The organism is Paraburkholderia sp. BR10954, from assembly GCF_040965775.1.
Classification (GTDB): domain Bacteria; phylum Pseudomonadota; class Gammaproteobacteria; order Burkholderiales; family Burkholderiaceae; genus Paraburkholderia; species Paraburkholderia youngii.
Map to the genome: position 1 here is coordinate 235,522 of NZ_JBFRCK010000001.1, position 16,907 is coordinate 252,428.

Below are 16,907 nucleotides of genomic sequence, written 5' to 3' on the forward strand. Positions count from 1 at the left end.
GTCGTGCGCAGTAGTCACTGGCGCTGCTGAGCGCCTCTCGATAGGCTCCAGCCCACGACAGCCGAGCGCGTCGCGTACTGTCAGAGACGGCAAATACATTCGGCTTGTCCGTAGAGATGACATCTGCTGTAGTGGTGCAGGCAGCCATGCGCAGCCTAAATTCATTCCTATGCACGTGGCTCCTGGCTAGCCGTCAGTGGCGGTCGATCTTGCAACCAATCGCTGCGCCCCATCTGTGCGATGATTTCGCAAAACCGCGGATAGCGATACAAGCGGGACGCCATGGGAAAGTATCTGGATAATTGCAGGTAATTGGGGTCGCGGATTTCGTAGGCTTCGCGGGCGTAGCGAATCGCCTCATCCTCCCTCGCCACCGCGCAAGCCGCGATAGCGAGTACCGTTGGCGTAACATATTCACGACGCACTCGGGCCTGCATTTCGGCGTAAACCGCGTCGGCCTCAGTGGCTTTGCCCCATTCTGCGAGGGCCACGACAAGCCAGGCCATAGGCCAAGGGTGCCGGCCAGACATCGCCAATGTCGCTTCTCCCGCCGCGACGGACGCTTCGAACTGACCGTTCACCAGCAGTGCCGCCTGCAGCACTCCATTAGCAAGCCAGCTCTCGGGATCGAGTTGGACGGCGCGCCGGCTGACCTCCACACCTTCCCCGGTCTTGCCTGCGACAATACAAGTCAGAGCGTATATGGCGTGCGCGTAGGCCGATAGCGGGTCCGTTGTCAGTGCTAACCTCGCTTGGTCCATTCCCTCCGCCAGCCGCCCTTCCGAGTACTGGAGATAAAGAATTCCGTACCAGCAGAGTGCCGGGATGTACTTCGGATTCAGCTGGAGTGCGCAAAGAAACTCATGCTCGGCTTCCGCCGTGTTCCAGGCCCCGATCAGGGCGGCGAGAGCCAGGGCGCAGTGTGCTTCGGCAAGCGATGAATCCAGTGCCACTGCGTGTCGAGCGGCCTCTATGCCCTTTGGCATGAAAGACCGAGGATCTACAAACCCGTACCAGCAAAGGGTCGTGTAGCAATCGGCAAGACCGGCCCACGCCAATGCATAGTCTGGATCGAGATCCACTGCCCGCTGGCAACAGGCGAGGGCACGGGTAATCGCGGGCCCCCTTTTGTAGAGCAGAGCGTGACCCTTCAGGTAGGACTCGTAGGCCTCGAGATTCGGGGTTCGAGGGTTCACCAGGTTTTTCCTACCCCACGGGAACGTGATCTTCAAGCGCTCCACGATCGCTTGCGCAATCTCCTCCTGAATTGCGAACACATCCTTCATCTCACGGTCATAGTGCTCCGACCAAAGATGATATCCGTCCACTGCAGACACGAGTTGTGCCGTGATCCGCAGCCGATTATCCGCTCTGCGCACGCTTCCCTCGAGAACGGTGCGCACGTTCAATTGGTCGCCAACAATGCGCAGGTCGATGTGCTTACCCTTGAACGAGAAGGCGGAGCTTCGTGCCACGACATGAAGCTCCTGGATCTGGGCTAGCGCGTCGATGATTTCCTCAGTGATTCCGTCGGCGAAGTATTCGTGCTCCGGATCTGCGCTCATGTTGACGAACGGCAGTACCACGATGGAATCGTTTATCACACTCTCGGTGGGGGCTGGCGTGGCGCTGCCTGCGGTTACGGGTGCGACCAGCCGGTAGCCTCGTTTCGAAATGGTCTCGATGACGCGTGGATCGCGGGCATCGTCGTCAAAGGCGCGACGCAACTCGGCGATGCAGCGCTTCAATACATCCTCGGTCACCACGGTCCTGGGCCACACGGCCTGAAAAAGCTGCTCTTTGGACACCGTGTCTCCCGGGTGCTGGGCCAGGCACACCAGGACTTCCATTACTTTGGGCTCGAGGCGAGTGGTCCTGCCCAGGGAAGAGATGCTGTTGAGGCTCGGGGTCACCACCCAGTTCCCCACTCGGAGGTCGTCCATCGGGTCTCTCCTCCAGCCGGTCGGTTGTCAGAATTATAGCTTTGCTGAATACCGCTCGCATGAGCATTCGCGGACGCAGAGGAGCTGTACGGCGATCTCGCCGTGGAGCGCGTCTGTCGCGGTTGTTGCGATGCAATTCGCGCTGGTCGATCAGACCGGCGCACACACCCTAAAGCGGTGTTTGAATGCGTGCTTGCAAGGCGCCTGGATCTCCCCGTGCGCATCTCCCGATGCGCTGATGCGCGGCTACGGAGACGCGCTTGCATAGCTCCCTGGCGAGCTGGGCACTGATCTCCAGGTTGTCGCAGAGGAATTTGCGCCCCTGTTGCAGCGCGACGCGTCTGAAAGTCATCGGTTGCCAGCAGCCGGATCCGGATGCGAGGCAGCCTTGGCATCCCGGATTTCGGCGAGCAATACGCCGGCATAGAGCGCCTCGGTTGCCGCCAGCGGGCTGGTCGGGGTGCGGCGAGCGGGCACCCTCGAGCGCGTGCGGCGCTTCGAGCAGTTCCCGCAAGAGGTGCGCACGCCAAAGGCTGGCGAATGATTCCATCGAACGATAGTACCGTCCTCACCAAAATTCCACCGCGACATTACCGTCTTCTCACGACTTTCGGGCACATCCACACCAATAATGCTCCCGTCGTAACCATATTTTTGAAGGAGATGGTGTGGACGCGGCGGGATGATCAAGACCGGACTGTTGACCATAGCCTCATATTTATCGAAAGGACCATGATGAGCATGTACGCAAGAGATTTGCTTGAACTACGCCGAGATGATCCGGCGTCGATAGAACTACGGAAGATGGCGATGAACATCATCGCCGTCGGCACCCGAGATCAACGTGAAGGCTGCTGACATGAACGCTCTCGAACGGTGGCGCTCACGACCGTTGCAGGTCCGTGCCTTGACTCGCTGCGATGAATGCGGCGAGTTGAAGGAGGACGCCAAGAAGCGCGTGAACTCTATTGCTCGAATATGACGGTCGTCTGTTGTGCAAAGTGTACCGCGGAGATGACTGAAGTTCATGAGGCATCCGATCTGGACGTCCGTGGGCATGACGGCTGCGACCGCATCGGACTGCAAGATCGAATGATTCATCCAGGTGCCTGTGAATGGAGCTTGTAATGACACCCTGCCACGCAGTTGAACGTGAATCGGAATCATCGTCGGCGCACGTCACGCCTGTGGTATTTGTCGTCGATGATGACGCTTCGGTGCGTGAGTCGCTCGAAGCAATGGTTCGCTCTGCCGGCCTCATTCCTGAGATTTTTGCTTGCGCGCAGGACTTTCTTGGGCGCCCGCGCCCGATGGTCCCGAACTGCCTGGTGCTGGACGTCAGTCTTCCCGAACTCGGTGGCCTCGACCTGCAGAAACTGATTGCAACCGAGCGTACCGACATGCCAATCATCTTCATGACCGGCTTCGACGAGGTGCGCACGGCGGTGTGGGCCATGAAAGCCGGGGCGTTTGATATTCTCACCAAGCCCTTTGACGACCATGTCCTGCTCGATGTCATTCGCCAGGCTATCGAGCGCAGCCGTGCGGCAATGCGGGAGGAGGCCGAGTTGCAGGCGATCCAGGATCGCTACGCCGCGCTCAGTCAACGCGAGCGCGAGGTCATGGCGTTGGTGGTGACCGGTCTTCTGAACAAGCAGGTGGGGGGCGAATTGGGCATCTGCGAAATCACCGTGAAGATGCACCGCAGGCACGTCATGCGAAAGATGAGCGCCCGCTCGCTCGCCGATCTGATAAGCATGGAGTGGAGACTTCATCCTGAATGCGGGCCCACGGGCGGTGCTACAACGCAGCTTCGTGAGCGATGGGGGGTATTGCGCCGTAGCAGCAAGTCCGTTATTCGAATAGAGCAGCCAGTTGCATGACCATCTAAAGAGCCTTGTCAGGTGGAGCAGCGCGCAAAATTGTGCTGCGTGGCTCCTGCGTAACCGTTAGCGGCGGCTGATCGCGCAACCAATCACTGCGCCCCATCTGTGCAATGATTTCGCAAAACTTCGGATAACGATACAACCGATATGACAAAGGAAAATATCTGGAAAAATAAAATAAATTGGTGTCGCGGATTTCGTACGCTTCGCGGGCGTAGCAAATCGCCTCATCTTCCCGCGCCACCGCGCAAGCCGCGATAGCGAGTGACGTCGGCGTAACATATTCACGACGCGCTCGGGCCTGCATTTCGGCGTAAATCGCCTCGGCCTCAGTGGCTTTGCCCAAACTTGCGAGGGCCACGGCAAGCCAGGCCATGGACCAAGGGTGCCGGCCGGACATCGCCAATGCCGATTCTCCCGCCACGATGGACGCTTCGAACTGACCATTCACCAGCAGTGCCATCTGCAGCACCCAGTTAGCAAGGAAGCTCTCCGGATCGAGTTGGATGGCGCGCCCGCTGACCTCCACACCTTCCCCGGTTTTGCCTGCGACAGTACAGGTCAGTGCGTATAAGGCGTGTGCGTAGGCCGATAGCGGGTCCGCTGCCAGTGCTAACCTCGCTTGCTCCATTCCCTCCGCCAGCCGCCCTTCCGAGAACTGGAGATAAGCGCTTCCGTACCATCCGAGTGCAGAGATGTACTTCGGATTCAGCTGGAGTGCGCAAAGAAACTCACGCTCGGCTTCCGCCGTGTTCCAAGTCCAGAGCAGGGCGGTGAGAGCCAGGACGCAGTGTGCTTCGGCGAGCGATGAATCTAGTGCCACCGCGTGTCGAGCGGCCTCTATGGCCTTTGGCATGAAAGCCTGAGGAGCCGCAAACCCGTAGAAGCAAAGCATCGAGTAGCAATCTGCAAGATCGGCCCACGCCAATGCATAGCCTGGATCGAGATCCACTGCTCGCTGGCAACAGGCGAGGGCACGGGAAATAGCGGGCCCCCTCTTGTAGAGTAGAGCGTGACCCTTCAGGTAGGACTCGTAGGCCTCGAGATTCGGGGTTCGAGGGTTCACCAGGTTTTTCCTACCCCACGGGAACGAGATCTTCAAGCGCTCCACGATCGCTTGCGCAATCTCCTCCTGAATTGCGAACACATCCTTCATCTCACGGTCATAGTGCTCCGACCAAAGATGATATCCGTCTACCGCAGACACGAGTTGTGCCGTGATCCGCAGCCGATTATCCGCTCTGCGCACGCTTCCCTCGAGAACGGTGCGCACGTTCAGTTGCTCGCCAACAATGCGCAGGTCGATGTGCTTACCCTTGAACGAGAAGGCGGAGCTTCGTGCCACGACGTGAAGCTCCTGGATCTGGGCTAGCGCGTCGATGATTTCCTCAGTGATTCCGTCGGCAAAGTATTCGTGCTCCGGATGTGCGCTCATGTTGACGAACGGCAGTACCACGATGGAATCGTTTATCACACTCTCGGTGGGGGCAGGCGTAGTGCTGCCTGCAGCTACCGGTGCGACCAGTCGATAGCCTTGTTTCGAGATGGTCTCGATGACACGTGGATCGCGGGCATCGTCGTCAAAGGCGCGACGCAACGCAGCGATGCAGCGCTTCAATACATCCTCGGTCACCACGGTCCTGGGCCACACGGCTTGGAAAAGCTGCTCTTTGGACACCGTGTCTCCCGGGTGCTGGGCTAAGCACACCAGGACTTTCATTACCTTTGGCTCGACGCGAACGGTCCTGCCTAGGGAAGAGATGCTGTTGAGGCTGGGGGTGACCACCCAGTTCCCCACTCGGAGGTCGTCCATCGGGTCTCTCCACCAGCCGGTTGGTTGTCAGAATTATAGCTTTGCTGAATACCGTCCGCACGAGCATCCCCCCTACGTCGAGGCGCTGTATGGCGAATGACGACAACTACCGTCAAGGCTCCATCGAAATTATCAAAGGCAGGCCGCAATACCATGCGATGTCGAACGCGTTCGAAATTGCGAACCGCGTCGCGCAGTACGGGAGGATCGTCGTCGGCAAGAACCTCAGGTGCGGGATCGATGCCGAGATCTCCGCGCATTGGATTCGAGTTACGCCACCGGGGGCTCCGATCGCCGAAACCCGTCCTCACCAAAACTCCACCTCGACATCACCGCCTCCTCACGACTTCCGGGCAGCTTCTCGCTAACAATGGTCCCATCGGAACGATTTATTCTGAATGGAATACTTAATATTTTTCGAGCCATAGGCGCGTGCGCCTCTTCGGGGAACGTCCAGAAGCGCAGCACGAGTACGCAGAACGTCGACCCGGCTGTTGGTGCCGACCGAAGCCCGCCAGGCCGTCATACTGCGCGCCGAAATCCTGGATGCTTGGGCCGGCTCCCACCCGGTTTGGCTGCGGGAAATCGATGACAGTCAGACGCACCGCGCGCCATCACGGGCGCAGATTGGAAAAGTTCGCGCTGGTAGCGCGCCTGCAGAGAAGAACCGCGATGGAAAATGAGCTCAGTCGTACCGTGGATGCGCTTCCAGGCCTGGTATGGACCGCAGTGCCGGACGGCCGCATTGAATTCGTCAACCACCGCTGGTGCGAATATACGGGGCTTTCCGTAGAGCACGCGTGCGGCGAGGGTTGGCAGTCGGCATTTCACCCCGAAGACCGGCCCGCGCTGCTTGAAACTTGGAAAGCCGTCGTTGCTTCTGGCATGCGGGGCGAGGCAGAAGCGCGAATGCGTCGCTTCGACGGCACGTATCGCTGGTTTCTGTGCCGTGTCAGTCCGGTCGTCGACGCTGCAGGCAAGATCGTGAAGTGGTGCGGGATCAATACGGATATCGAAGACCGTAAGCTAGCCGAAGCTTCCCTGCGCGCACACGAAGCGCGCTTTCGGCTAATCGTAGATGGGCTGCCTACTCGTGTGATTCTTTTTACGCCGGAGGGGGAGGTATTCCACGCCAATCGCCATACGCTCAACTATTCAGGCGCGACGGTTGACGAGCTGAAGCAGTGGACTAGCAGAGATCTTACCCACCCGGATGATCGACCCGCGACTATTGCCAGATTTTATGCGTCGATCAGAACCGGCGAGCCATACGATTTTGAGTCGCGCCATCGTCGCTTCGACGGCGTTTATCGATGGTTCCGCGTACAAGGCTTTCCGCTACGGGATGAGGAAGGGCGAATCGCTCTCTGGTACTTCTTGCAGACGGACATCGACGACCGTAAGCGGGCCGAGGCGTTGCTTGCAGGCGAGAAGCGCCTGCTCGAAATGGTCGCCATGGGCCTGCCCCTGCCGACGGTTCTCGATGACTTATGCCAGCTAGTCGAACAGATCGCGAGCGACTGCTTCTGCAGCATTGCGTTGATCGGTCCCGGCGAAATGACATTCCAGCGGGTGAACGCGCCAGGCCTCGCTTTGACCTACACCTATCCTTCGAGTGGCGGCCGCGTCCACCTGGACATGGGACCCTGCGGATTAGCAGCGTCCCTCAGCGAGCAGATAGTCGTATCAGATATCGCGTCCGAGTCACGCTGGCCACGGGCATGGCGCGACCTGACTCTCGCGCACGGTCTGCGCGCGTGTTGGGCGACGCCGATTCTCTCGCGTACAAACGAAGTGCTGGGAACATTCGCGATATTCCGGTCGGAGCCTGGAACCCCCACCCCGTTTCAATCCGATCTCACAGGACGGCTTACACACCTCGCGAGTATCGCGATCGAGCGTGCACGGAGCGAACTCGCGCTGAAGCGGAGCGAGGAGCGTTTCCGTGCGATCGTGGACACGACACCGGAAAGCGTGACGGTCGTCGCTAACAACGGAACGGTATTGTGGGTCAATTCGGCTGGACGCCGCGCTTTGGGATCGGTGCGTGCGGAAGGCGTGATCGGTGTGTGTTACTTCGATTTCGTTGCTCCTGAACATCGCGCGCGGTATGTCGAGTTCAACAGAAACATTTGCTCGGGAAGGGATGGCGTCCTGGAGTTCGACTTAATTTCGCCACACTGCGAGCGAAGGCACCTCGAAACCCATGCCGCGCCGATGCACGACAGCGACGGCGCGATCGTGCAACTGGGCGTCACACGTGACATCACCGCACGCAAACAGGCGGAGGAGCAATTGCGCAAGAGCGCGGCGCTGATGGCCAAAGTGGAGCAACTCACATTGAGCGGAAGCTTTAGCTGGCGCCCAGAGACTGGTTCATTCACCTGGTCGGAACAGCTCTATCGAATCTTCGGCCTCGAGCTAGGGGTAAGAATCACGCTGGACACGATCGCCGCGCGAGTCCACCCTGGCGACCTCCATCTGCTGCATGAAATGATCGAGCGGGCGCAAGATGGCCAGCACCTGGAGTTCGAGCACCGCCTGCTGCTGTCCGACGGCTCGGTCAGGTATGTGCGCATACAGGCTCACGCCACGCGTAACGCGCAGGGCCGGCTGGACTACATCGGCGCCGTACATGATGTCACCGAACGCCGCGAGTCCGAAGAAGCGCTCTACGGCCTGCGCGCCGAATTGGCGCACGCAAGCAGGGTCAACAGCCTGGGAGCGCTGACCGCCTCGATTGCGCACGAGATCAACCAGCCGCTGGCCGGCATCATGACCAACGCCAACACAGGCTTGCGCATGCTGAGCGCACAGCCACCGAATGTCGAGGGCGCGCTCGGGACCATGAAGCGCACGATCCGGGACGGACAGCGTGCCTCGGAGATGATGACACGTCTGCGCGCGCTATTCGGCAAGAGGGCGGTAACGACGGATGCCGTCGATCTCGTCGAAGCCGCGAACGACGTCATCGAACTGCTGCGCGCAGAGCTTCGCAAGAAGCGGATCGTGCTACGACTGGAGACGGCCGACAACCTGCCGCCGGCCACAGGCGACAGGGTCCAGCTCCAGCAGGTGGTGCTGAACCTTCTTCTCAACGCCGTCGAGGCGATGAATGGCATCGATGACCGCTCACGGCAAATGCTGGTCAAAATAGAGCGCGACGATGACGACCACGTACGACTCGCTGTGACTGATTCCGGCGAGGGCATCGCCCCGCAGCATGCGGGCAGGCTCTTCGACGCGTTTTTTACGACCAAGAGGGAAGGATTGGGCATCGGGCTGTCCGTAAGCCGCTGCATAATCGAGCGCCACGGTGGCCGCTTGTGGGCCACCTCGAACGAGCGCTTTGGTGCCACCTTTTCATTCTCGATCCCGTGTCGAGCCGAACGCATGGCGGACGCGGACGGTTCTGCAGACAAGGGCCTGCAGCTGCGCTCGGACATAGAGCAGATCGTGAGCGACCCGTGATGGTCGAACGCTCGCTTATCGCGGTGGTCGACGACGACGAGTCGGTACGCGAATCTCTACCTGACCTGTTGCGTGAGTTCGGCTTCGCGTCGCGCGCCTTTTCTTCGGCGGAGGCGTTCCTGGCCTCCAGCTGTGTTGGCGAGGCGCGCTGCCTGATCCTCGATATGTGCATGCCCGGTATGTCCGGCTGGGACCTGCAGCGCAAACTGCAGCAGCGCCGCCAAACCGTTCCGATCATCTTCATCACGGCGCATGGCGATGAAGCCCTCCGCCTGCGCGTGTTAGAAAAGGGCGCCGTTGAATGTCTCTTCAAGCCATTCAGCGATACCGCTCTGCTCCGGGCGATCCGGGCCGCGCTCTACGCCAAATGATTCATCCAGGTCCCTGCGAATGGAGTTCTCAATGACACCAGCATATGTAGCCGAACGTGAATCGGAACTCTCGCCGGCACAAGCCATGCCGGTCGTCTTCGTCGTTGACGACGATGTCTCGGTACGTGAGGCGCTCGAAGCCATGATCCGCTTTGCTGGTTTCAGGGCAGAGACGTACGCCTGCGCACGGGACTTTCTCGAACGTCCACGGGTCAGGGCCCCGAGTTGTCTGGTGCTGGACGTCATGCTTCCCGATCTCAGCGGCCTCGACCTTCAGAATCTCATCGTCGCCGAGCGTACCGATACACCGATCATCTTCATCACAGGCTATGGTGACGTGCCGATGACAGTGCAGGCCATGAAAGCCGGAGCGGTTGAATTTTTCACCAAACCCTTTGACGACCAGGTCATGCTCGATGCTATTCGGCACGCCATCGGGCGCAGCCGCGTGGCATTGAGCGAGGAAGCCGAGATGCAGTCTATCCGGGATCGCCACACCTCACTCAGTGGACGCGAGCGCGAGGTCATGGCGTTGGTCGTGACCGGACTCCTTAACAAACAGGTGGGAGCCGAGATGGGCATCGCCGAGATCACTGTGAAGATGCACCGCAGGCAGGTCATGCGAAAGATGAACGCACGCTCGCTCGCCGAACTGATAAGCATGGCGCGAAGACTTCATCACGACCGCGCGCCCAACGCCGCGCTGCAAAAAGTCGCGTAAAGCGGTGGGCAAATCGCCGGAAGACTACGCGAGCGACCCGACCATGCGCCGGGAAGCCGTGTGCGCGCCAGCTCCCGCTGCTCCCGATCGGCTAGCGACGAATCGAGCATCGATCCGGGGGTGTCTAGCACTGATGCTGCGCCGCGTTCGTATGAGCGATTGCACGTAAGCGCCTTGCGTCTGACCCGCAAAGGGTCGGCGCTGGCCGCCTGGCGCTCTGATTTGGCCGATACAATGCGGCTCACAACCTCATGTTTGGTCGTTGGTCGTGCGTTTTCTTATGCTCAAGTGAACGCCAACACTGTCTCCCGCCAACGACGCGATGGCGAATGATGCAACGCACGCTGCTTTGGCAATGCACTCAATCGTCGAGAAGATTGCGATGGCAACGTAGCGCGTGTACTCAAGGGGTAGCGCTGGTGCCAAGGCGAATACGCTCACTCCACAGATGAACGTAAAGAACTGACGGGCAAAGCGCAGGTTGGCTACGGCAGCCGTGCCAGTGATGCTGAGCAGTACCTTCGACGCCACCAAGGCAAGCAGCGCGGTTGGATCAAGCGCGCCACCAAGCTCCAAAGGTGTCTCAATCACTGCCCAGACGCATACCGCGATGACAGATGCGCTGAAAAGCAGGTCCCATTTTTTTGCTAACTCGATGGGTTCTTTGGGAATACGTTCGGATAAGACGTCCTTGTAGTCCATCGGGTCGATCATGTCGGCTGCTTTCTTGGGATGCACGAGATATCCTCCTCTGAGCGGGACACGTGTCCTCATGGCGCACCCGCCATGAAGAAAAGTCACGTTCAACGCACTAAGCGGGCGTTGCGGTTAAAGGTTGATAGTTCTGCTGCCACGACTCTAGCGGCACTGCACGGTGCATATACATATCGCGTGCATTTACGAGGAATCTTTCGCCGACTAGGGGGTGTCATGCGTGGGCGTGCGGCAGACCTGCGTTTGAAGCGTTGGCCTCTGAACGAATTTAGGCCATGCCCAATGTGGCCGCAATGACACTTTAGGTGAGGAGTGGAAAGAGATTCACTCGCGTCGATGCGGCGATGTTCCTACACCATTGTGCAATTGAGTTGCGCACCGCTTTGCACCTAATCTTCTCTGGAAGGCGACTATCAGGACGACTCGAGACGTAATCGCGGCGACAAGGCGGCTCGATGATTCGGTAGGACGAGCAGGTACATCGATGGCTCCATCGAATGAAGTTCCTCTTCCTTCAACCCTTTCCCTGCCGCTTTCAGAGCCGCCATAGAGCAAGGTGCCTGTATGAGAGAAATCTGCCGGAAAGTTCTTCGTCCCGCTGCAATAGTCGCGGGGCTGTCAAGCCTCGGTGGCTGCAGCTGGGTCGTGTTCAACACGAAGGGCAGTGTCGGCCTTCAGGAGCGCGACCTCATCATCTTGTGCATCGGGTTGATGCTGATCGTGGTCTTGCCGGCCATCGTGCTGACCTTTGTCTTTGCGGGGCAGTACCGGTCGTCGAATCACAACGCCACGTATATGCCCGAGTGGGCACATTCAACGCGGATCGAAGCAGTGGTGTGGGGTATCCCGATCCTGATCATCGTCACACTGGCAATCATCGTGTGGAAATCGACACACGAGCTGGATCCGTACCGGTCGCTCGACGTGCCCGGCCAGCCCATCAACGTCGAAGTCATCGCAACCGACTGGAAGTGGATCTTCATCTATCCAGAGCTGGGAATCGCCACGATCAATCAACTGGTATTTCCCGCACATCGCGAGGTGACGTTCAGCATCACCTCCAACTCAACAATGGGGACGTTCTTCATTCCCCAGCTCGGCGGCCAGATCTATGCGATGGCAGGCATGCGGACCCAGCTGCACCTCATGGCAAACGAGGAGGGGAAATTTCGTGGCATGTCGGGCAATTTCAATGGACCCGGTTTCTCCGACATGAAGTTCATTGCGACCGCCACCAGCGAGGCTGACTTCCAGCACTGGGTGAAGCAGGTCCAGACGTCGCCGAACAGGCTCGATTTCAACACCTTCCAGAAAGTGGCAAGGCCCAGCCAGGGTACTGCGATCGTGCAATTCTCGCAGGTTCAGCCGGGCCTTTTCAAGGCGGTGATCGACCAATACGTTGGCCCGGGAGCGGACGCCGCGGCGCATGCTGCTCTCGACGTCAGCGCTTCGTCGAAAAGAGAGGAGTAACACATCCATGTTCGGCAAATTGACATGGGCGGACGTGCCGCTGCACGAGCCCATCATCGCGGTCACCCTGGCGGGCATCGTGCTCGGGGGCGTGGCGGTTCTGGGCGCGATCACCTACTTCAGAAAATGGACGGTGCTCTGGAACGACTGGATCACCTCGGTCGACCACAAGCGCATTGGCATCATGTACATCTTCGTGGCGATCGTGATGCTGATCCGCGGCTTCGCCGACGCCATCATGATGCGAACGCAGCTTGCGCTCGCCGGTCCCGGGCACCTGGGCTACCTGCCGCCGCATCACTATGACCAGATCTTCACGGCGCACGGCGTGATCATGATCTTCTTCGCGGCGACGCCGTTCGTCGTGGGCCTGATGAACATCGTCGTGCCGCTTCAGATCGGGGCTCGCGACATGGCGTACCCATACCTGAACGCCTTCAGCTTCTGGCTGTTCGTCGTGGGTGTCGTGCTCGTCATGCTGTCGCTCGGCGTCGGCGAATTCGCGCAGACAGGCTGGGTCGCCTATCCACCATTGTCGGACATAAAGTTCAGTCCGGGAGTGGGGGTGGACTACTACATATGGTCGCTGCAGGCATCGGGTCTCGGAACGCTGTTGACGGGCGTTAACCTCTTCGTGACCATTCTCCGGATGCGCGCGCCGGGTATGACGCTGATGAAGATGCCGATCTTCACGTGGACGGTGTTCGTCACGAGCGTAATCATCATTGCCGCCTTCCCGATCCTGACCGTTGCGCTGGCTGCGCTGGCGCTTGATCGCTACCTGGGCTTCCATTTTTATACGAACGAGTTCGGCGGTAATCCGACGATGTACGTGAACCTCGTATGGGCGTGGGGGCACCCAGAGGTTTACATACTCGTTCTCCCGTCATTCGGAATATTTTCCGAGGTTACCTCGACGTTCGCCCGAAAGAAGCTGTTCGGCTACAAGTCGATGGTGGGCGCGACGCTGGCAATCGGTATCCTGTCGTTCCTCGTCTGGCTGCACCACTTCTTCACGATGGGTTCGGGCGCGGACGTGAACAGCTTCTTCGGCATTATGACGATGATCATCGCGGTTCCGACTGGCGTGAAGATCTTCACGTGGTTGTTCACGATATACCGCGGGCGCGTCGAGTTCACGACGCCTATGCTCTGGACGCTGGCGTTCCTCGTAACGTTCACGATCGGCGGCATGACCGGCGTTTTGCTCGCGATTCCGGGGGCCGACTTCCTGCTTCACAACAGCCTGTTTCTCGTCGCCCACTTCCACAATACGGTCATCGCAGGCGGGTTGTTCGGCTATTTCGCCGGCTTGAACTACTGGTTCCCAAAGGTCTTCGGCTTCAGGCTTAACGAGCGTCTCGGCAAATATTCGTTCTGGTGCTGGGTCATTGGCTTTTATCTCGCGTTCATGCCGCTTTACATGCTCGGCTTCATGGGCATGACGCGGCGCCTGAATCACTACGACAACCCGGCCTGGACGCCGTATCTCCAAGTCGCGTGGGTGGGCGCGGTCTTCATCCTTGCGGGGATTGGACTCCTCATCGCGCAGATTCTCGTCAGTATCCGCGAGCGCAAGCAGAATCTCGACGTCACAGGCGATCCGTGGAATGCGCGCACGCTGGAGTGGTCGACGTCGTCGCCGCCGCCGTTCTACAACTTCGCCGTGGTTCCGCGCGTGGATGCCGTCGACGCATTCTACGCGGCGAAGAAACGCGGACTTCCGCCGCGCCCGAAGAGGTACGAGCCGATTCATATGCCGCGCAGCACCGGCGTGCCGTTCATCCTCGGTGTATTCATCCTGCTGCTGTGCTTCGCGCTGATCTGGCACATCTGGTGGCTGGTGGGGGCCAGCTTCGTTGCCACAATCGCGACGGTGATCGTCCGCTCTTATAACGACGATATCGACTATTACGTTCCGGCCGACGAAATCGCACGGATCGAAAAAGCACCCGTTACTCTCATGAAACGAGATCTGAACCATGTCTACGCAAACACTGATTGAAACAATCGGGACTGAGGACGAGCACGCGCAAGACGGCCACGACACGGGCTCGCGCAAGGTGCTGGGCATGTGGATCTACCTGATGTCCGACTGCATCCTGTTCGGTTCGCTGTTCGCGTCGTACGCCGTATTGAGCGGCGCGTTTGCAGGTGGCCCCGGCCCGAAGGACATCTTCGAGCTACCGTACGTGCTGGCCGAGACGTTCGTGTTGCTGCTTTCAAGCATCACCTGCGGCTACGCGATGCTTGCCGTGCACCGCCGCGATCAGGACACCGTGCTCCGATGGCTGACCCTGACCTTCATTTTGGGCGCCGTCTTCATCGGCATGGAAATGCACGAGTTCCATCACCTCGTTTCGCGAGGCTTCGGACCGCAGCGCAGCGGGTTTCTGTCTGGCTTCTTCACGCTGGTCGGCACGCATGGACTGCACGTCGCGTCCGGCCTGCTCTGGATGGCGGTGATCCTGCATCAGGTGGCGATCAAAGGACTGACACCCACGAATGTGACACGCCTCTCATGCCTGAGCCTTTTCTGGCACTTTCTGGATTTGGTCTGGATCTGCGTGTTCACGATTGTCTATCTCATCGGAGCATTCTGACCATGGCAAGCGATGCGACTACCCGCGCCGGCCAAGCCCACGGCAGCGCGAATTCCTACAATACGGGCTTTATTCTCTCGATCGTCCTGACGGCGATCCCGTTCGCGCTGGTCATGCATCCGATGCTGCCGCGTGCGACGACGCTTCTCGTGGCGGTGATATTCGCGGTTTTGCAACTGGTGGCGCACCTCGTGTACTTCCTGCACATGAGCCGTTCCTCGGAGGGCGGCTGGAACCTGATCAGCTTCTTGTTCACGCTGGTGATCCTGTTCATTGTCGTGGCGCTCTCGGTCTGGATCATCTGGAGCATGCACTTCAACATGATGATCCACTGATCTACCGCGCACATCCGACGAACAACGCCCCGGACTATGTATCCACCTTACCTGCAACTGACGAAGCCCGGCATCGTGATCGGCAATCTTATCGCCGTCACGGGCGGTTTTCTGCTGGGTTCGCACGACAGCGTCGACTGGCTCCGGGGCGCTCTGGTGGCCGTCGGCGTCATGCTGGTCGTCGCGTCCGGGTGTGTGGTCAACAACGTGATCGACCGGGATATAGATGGCCTGATGGCCCGGACACGCAATCGCCCAATGGTGACCGGCAGCGTATCAGTGCCGTTTGCCTTGCTGTATGGCGCCGTGCTCGTCCTCGCGGGCATGAACGTGCTCTACGCGGGCACGCGGTGCGTCCTGCCCCTCGCGCTGATGCTCGTCGGCTACGCCGTGTATGTTGGGCTATATAGCCTGTACATGAAGCGCAATTCGATTTACGGGACGCTGGTCGGCAGCATTGCCGGTGCGATGCCACCAGTGGCCGGATACTGTGCGGCGAGCACCAGGTTCGACGCCGCCGCCGTCACATTGCTAGTCATGTTCAGTCTCTGGCAGATGCCGCATTCGTATGCAATCGCCATCTTCCGGGCCCAGGATTATCGCGCGGCTTCGATTCCCGTTTTTCCGGTTGTCCGGGGCTTTGCGGCCGCGAAGCGCCACATGTTGGCCTACATCGTCGCCTTTACGGCGGCCACCCTGACACTCGGCTTCCTTGGCTATGCCGGCAAGATCTATATGCTCGCCGCGCTAGTGGCGGGGTTGTACTGGTTCGGGCTGTGCGTTGCGGGATGTACCGCGTCAAACGAGGGCAGATGGGCACGCAAGATCTTCTTTGCGTCGATCATCATCGTGAGCGTATTGAGCGCTGCGATGTCGGTGGACAGTTCCCGGCCCCAACTGCCGACCAATCTCGCGCTGCTCGCGAGGAATTAAAGCAGAAGTTTCAGATCTTTCGCGGTGTCCTCGGCACTTTCCTCATACTGCAGCGCGAAGCGCACCACGCCCTTGGTGTCGATTATGTAATCAAGTGCCGAGTGTTCCATCGTATATGAGTTGCCGGATGAGACTCTGCGGTAATACGCTCCAAAGGATTGGGTGGCCTCAGCTGTTTGCTGAGCGTCTCCGTATAGTCCGATGAACGTCGGGTCGAACGAAGCAGTGTAGGTCTCCAGAATCGCCGGCGTGTCCCGCTCCGGATCGACCGTGATAAAGATCACCTTCAGCCTGTTACCCTGATCTCCAAGCAGACGCTTGGTCTGTGCCGCACGAGCCAGAGTCGCCGGACACACGTCTGGACACCGTGTGTATCCGAAGATAAGCAAGACCACCTTGCCCCGGAAGTCCTCCAGCGTTCGCGGATTGCCGTCGGTATCGCGCAGATGGAACGTCCCGGGTAGCTTCATCGAGGACAGGTCGACACCGTGTAGCTTCGATGAGATTCTTTTGCCGCACGCCGCCAAGGCGAGCAGGAGCGCAGCACCGAGCAGACGGCGGCGACGTGGTGACGGCGCACTTTGGGACGGGCGGCGCTTCATGGTCTCGGACATGCTGAAACTCCATGAGAAGGAGGCAGGGGCGAA

The 16,907-nt window shown here is 59.3% G+C and carries 15 protein-coding genes; 10 read left to right on the forward strand and 5 right to left on the reverse strand.

Features of this window, described 5'->3' with window-relative positions:
* Window positions 1–167: 167 nt before the first annotated feature.
* Together AB4Y34_RS01075 and AB4Y34_RS01080 are read right to left on the reverse strand one after the other, a co-directional pair.
* Window positions 168–1,943 (reverse strand): winged helix-turn-helix domain-containing protein, encoded by a 1,776-nt coding sequence (locus AB4Y34_RS01075; protein ID WP_368714974.1) that lies wholly within the window; start codon window positions 1,941–1,943, stop codon window positions 168–170.
* A 348-nt stretch (window positions 1,944–2,291) separates the two neighbouring features.
* Window positions 2,292–2,651, reverse strand: coding sequence for a hypothetical protein (locus tag AB4Y34_RS01080; RefSeq protein ID WP_368714975.1), 360 nt, complete (start codon window positions 2,649–2,651; stop codon window positions 2,292–2,294).
* A gap of 419 nt (window positions 2,652–3,070) precedes the next feature.
* Here AB4Y34_RS01080 and AB4Y34_RS01085 point away from each other — a divergent pair, with 419 nt between their 5' ends.
* Window positions 3,071–3,826, forward strand: a complete 756-nt coding sequence (locus tag AB4Y34_RS01085; RefSeq protein WP_368714976.1) for a response regulator transcription factor — start codon at window positions 3,071–3,073, stop codon at window positions 3,824–3,826.
* 4 nt (window positions 3,827–3,830) lie between these two features.
* Here the strand turns inward: AB4Y34_RS01085 and AB4Y34_RS01090 are convergent, their stop codons facing one another.
* Window positions 3,831–5,642, reverse strand: coding sequence for a winged helix-turn-helix domain-containing protein (locus AB4Y34_RS01090; RefSeq protein WP_368714977.1), 1,812 nt, complete (start codon window positions 5,640–5,642; stop codon window positions 3,831–3,833).
* An 89-nt stretch (window positions 5,643–5,731) separates the two neighbouring features.
* On the opposite strand from AB4Y34_RS01090, the gene AB4Y34_RS01095 reads away from it, so the two are divergent.
* The 4 genes from AB4Y34_RS01095 to AB4Y34_RS01110 all read left to right on the forward strand — a co-directional run bounded on the left by AB4Y34_RS01095 (window position 5,732) and on the right by AB4Y34_RS01110 (window position 10,205).
* A complete protein-coding gene (locus tag AB4Y34_RS01095) occupies window positions 5,732–6,010 on the forward strand; it encodes a hypothetical protein (RefSeq protein WP_368714978.1) in 279 nt (92 codons plus the stop codon).
* Window positions 6,011–6,230: 220 nt separating this feature from the next.
* Window positions 6,231–9,113 (forward strand): PAS domain S-box protein, encoded by a 2,883-nt coding sequence (locus AB4Y34_RS01100; protein ID WP_368714979.1) that lies wholly within the window; start codon window positions 6,231–6,233, stop codon window positions 9,111–9,113.
* Entirely contained in the window at window positions 9,113–9,484 is a 372-nt protein-coding gene (locus AB4Y34_RS01105; protein WP_368715163.1) for a response regulator, read from the forward strand. Before AB4Y34_RS01100 ends, AB4Y34_RS01105 begins: the two co-directional genes overlap by 1 nt.
* 31 nt (window positions 9,485–9,515) lie before the next feature.
* A complete protein-coding gene (locus AB4Y34_RS01110) occupies window positions 9,516–10,205 on the forward strand; it encodes a response regulator transcription factor (RefSeq protein WP_368714980.1) in 690 nt (229 codons plus the stop codon).
* 249 nt (window positions 10,206–10,454) lie between these two features.
* Here the strand turns inward: AB4Y34_RS01110 and AB4Y34_RS01115 are convergent, their stop codons facing one another.
* Window positions 10,455–10,919, reverse strand: a complete 465-nt coding sequence (locus AB4Y34_RS01115; protein ID WP_368714981.1) for a hypothetical protein — start codon at window positions 10,917–10,919, stop codon at window positions 10,455–10,457.
* A 564-nt stretch (window positions 10,920–11,483) separates the two neighbouring features.
* Between AB4Y34_RS01115 and cyoA the strand changes: the two genes are divergently transcribed.
* The 5 genes from cyoA to cyoE are packed head-to-tail and all read left to right on the forward strand — an operon-like array spanning window position 11,484 to window position 16,260.
* A complete protein-coding gene (gene cyoA / locus AB4Y34_RS01120) occupies window positions 11,484–12,389 on the forward strand; it encodes a ubiquinol oxidase subunit II (RefSeq protein WP_176379486.1) in 906 nt (301 codons plus the stop codon).
* Window positions 12,390–12,396: 7 nt separating this feature from the next.
* Window positions 12,397–14,394, forward strand: coding sequence for a cytochrome o ubiquinol oxidase subunit I (gene cyoB, locus AB4Y34_RS01125; protein WP_368714982.1), 1,998 nt, complete (start codon window positions 12,397–12,399; stop codon window positions 14,392–14,394).
* Window positions 14,372–14,992: a cytochrome o ubiquinol oxidase subunit III gene (gene cyoC / locus AB4Y34_RS01130; protein ID WP_176379488.1), complete on the forward strand. Its 621-nt coding sequence runs from the start codon at window positions 14,372–14,374 to the stop codon at window positions 14,990–14,992. Before cyoB ends, cyoC begins: the two co-directional genes overlap by 23 nt.
* A 2-nt stretch (window positions 14,993–14,994) precedes the next feature.
* Window positions 14,995–15,327, forward strand: a complete 333-nt coding sequence (cyoD, locus tag AB4Y34_RS01135; protein WP_176379489.1) for a cytochrome o ubiquinol oxidase subunit IV — start codon at window positions 14,995–14,997, stop codon at window positions 15,325–15,327.
* 36 nt (window positions 15,328–15,363) lie between these two features.
* Window positions 15,364–16,260 (forward strand): heme o synthase, encoded by an 897-nt coding sequence (gene cyoE / locus AB4Y34_RS01140; RefSeq protein WP_176379490.1) that lies wholly within the window; start codon window positions 15,364–15,366, stop codon window positions 16,258–16,260.
* Here cyoE and AB4Y34_RS01145 read toward each other — a convergent pair.
* The gene (locus tag AB4Y34_RS01145; protein ID WP_368714983.1) at window positions 16,257–16,874 is read right to left on the reverse strand and encodes an SCO family protein; all 618 of its coding nucleotides are present in this window, start codon (window positions 16,872–16,874) and stop codon (window positions 16,257–16,259) included. The two genes, cyoE and AB4Y34_RS01145, sit on opposite strands and share 4 nt — an antisense overlap.
* Window positions 16,875–16,907: the final 33 nt, after the last annotated feature.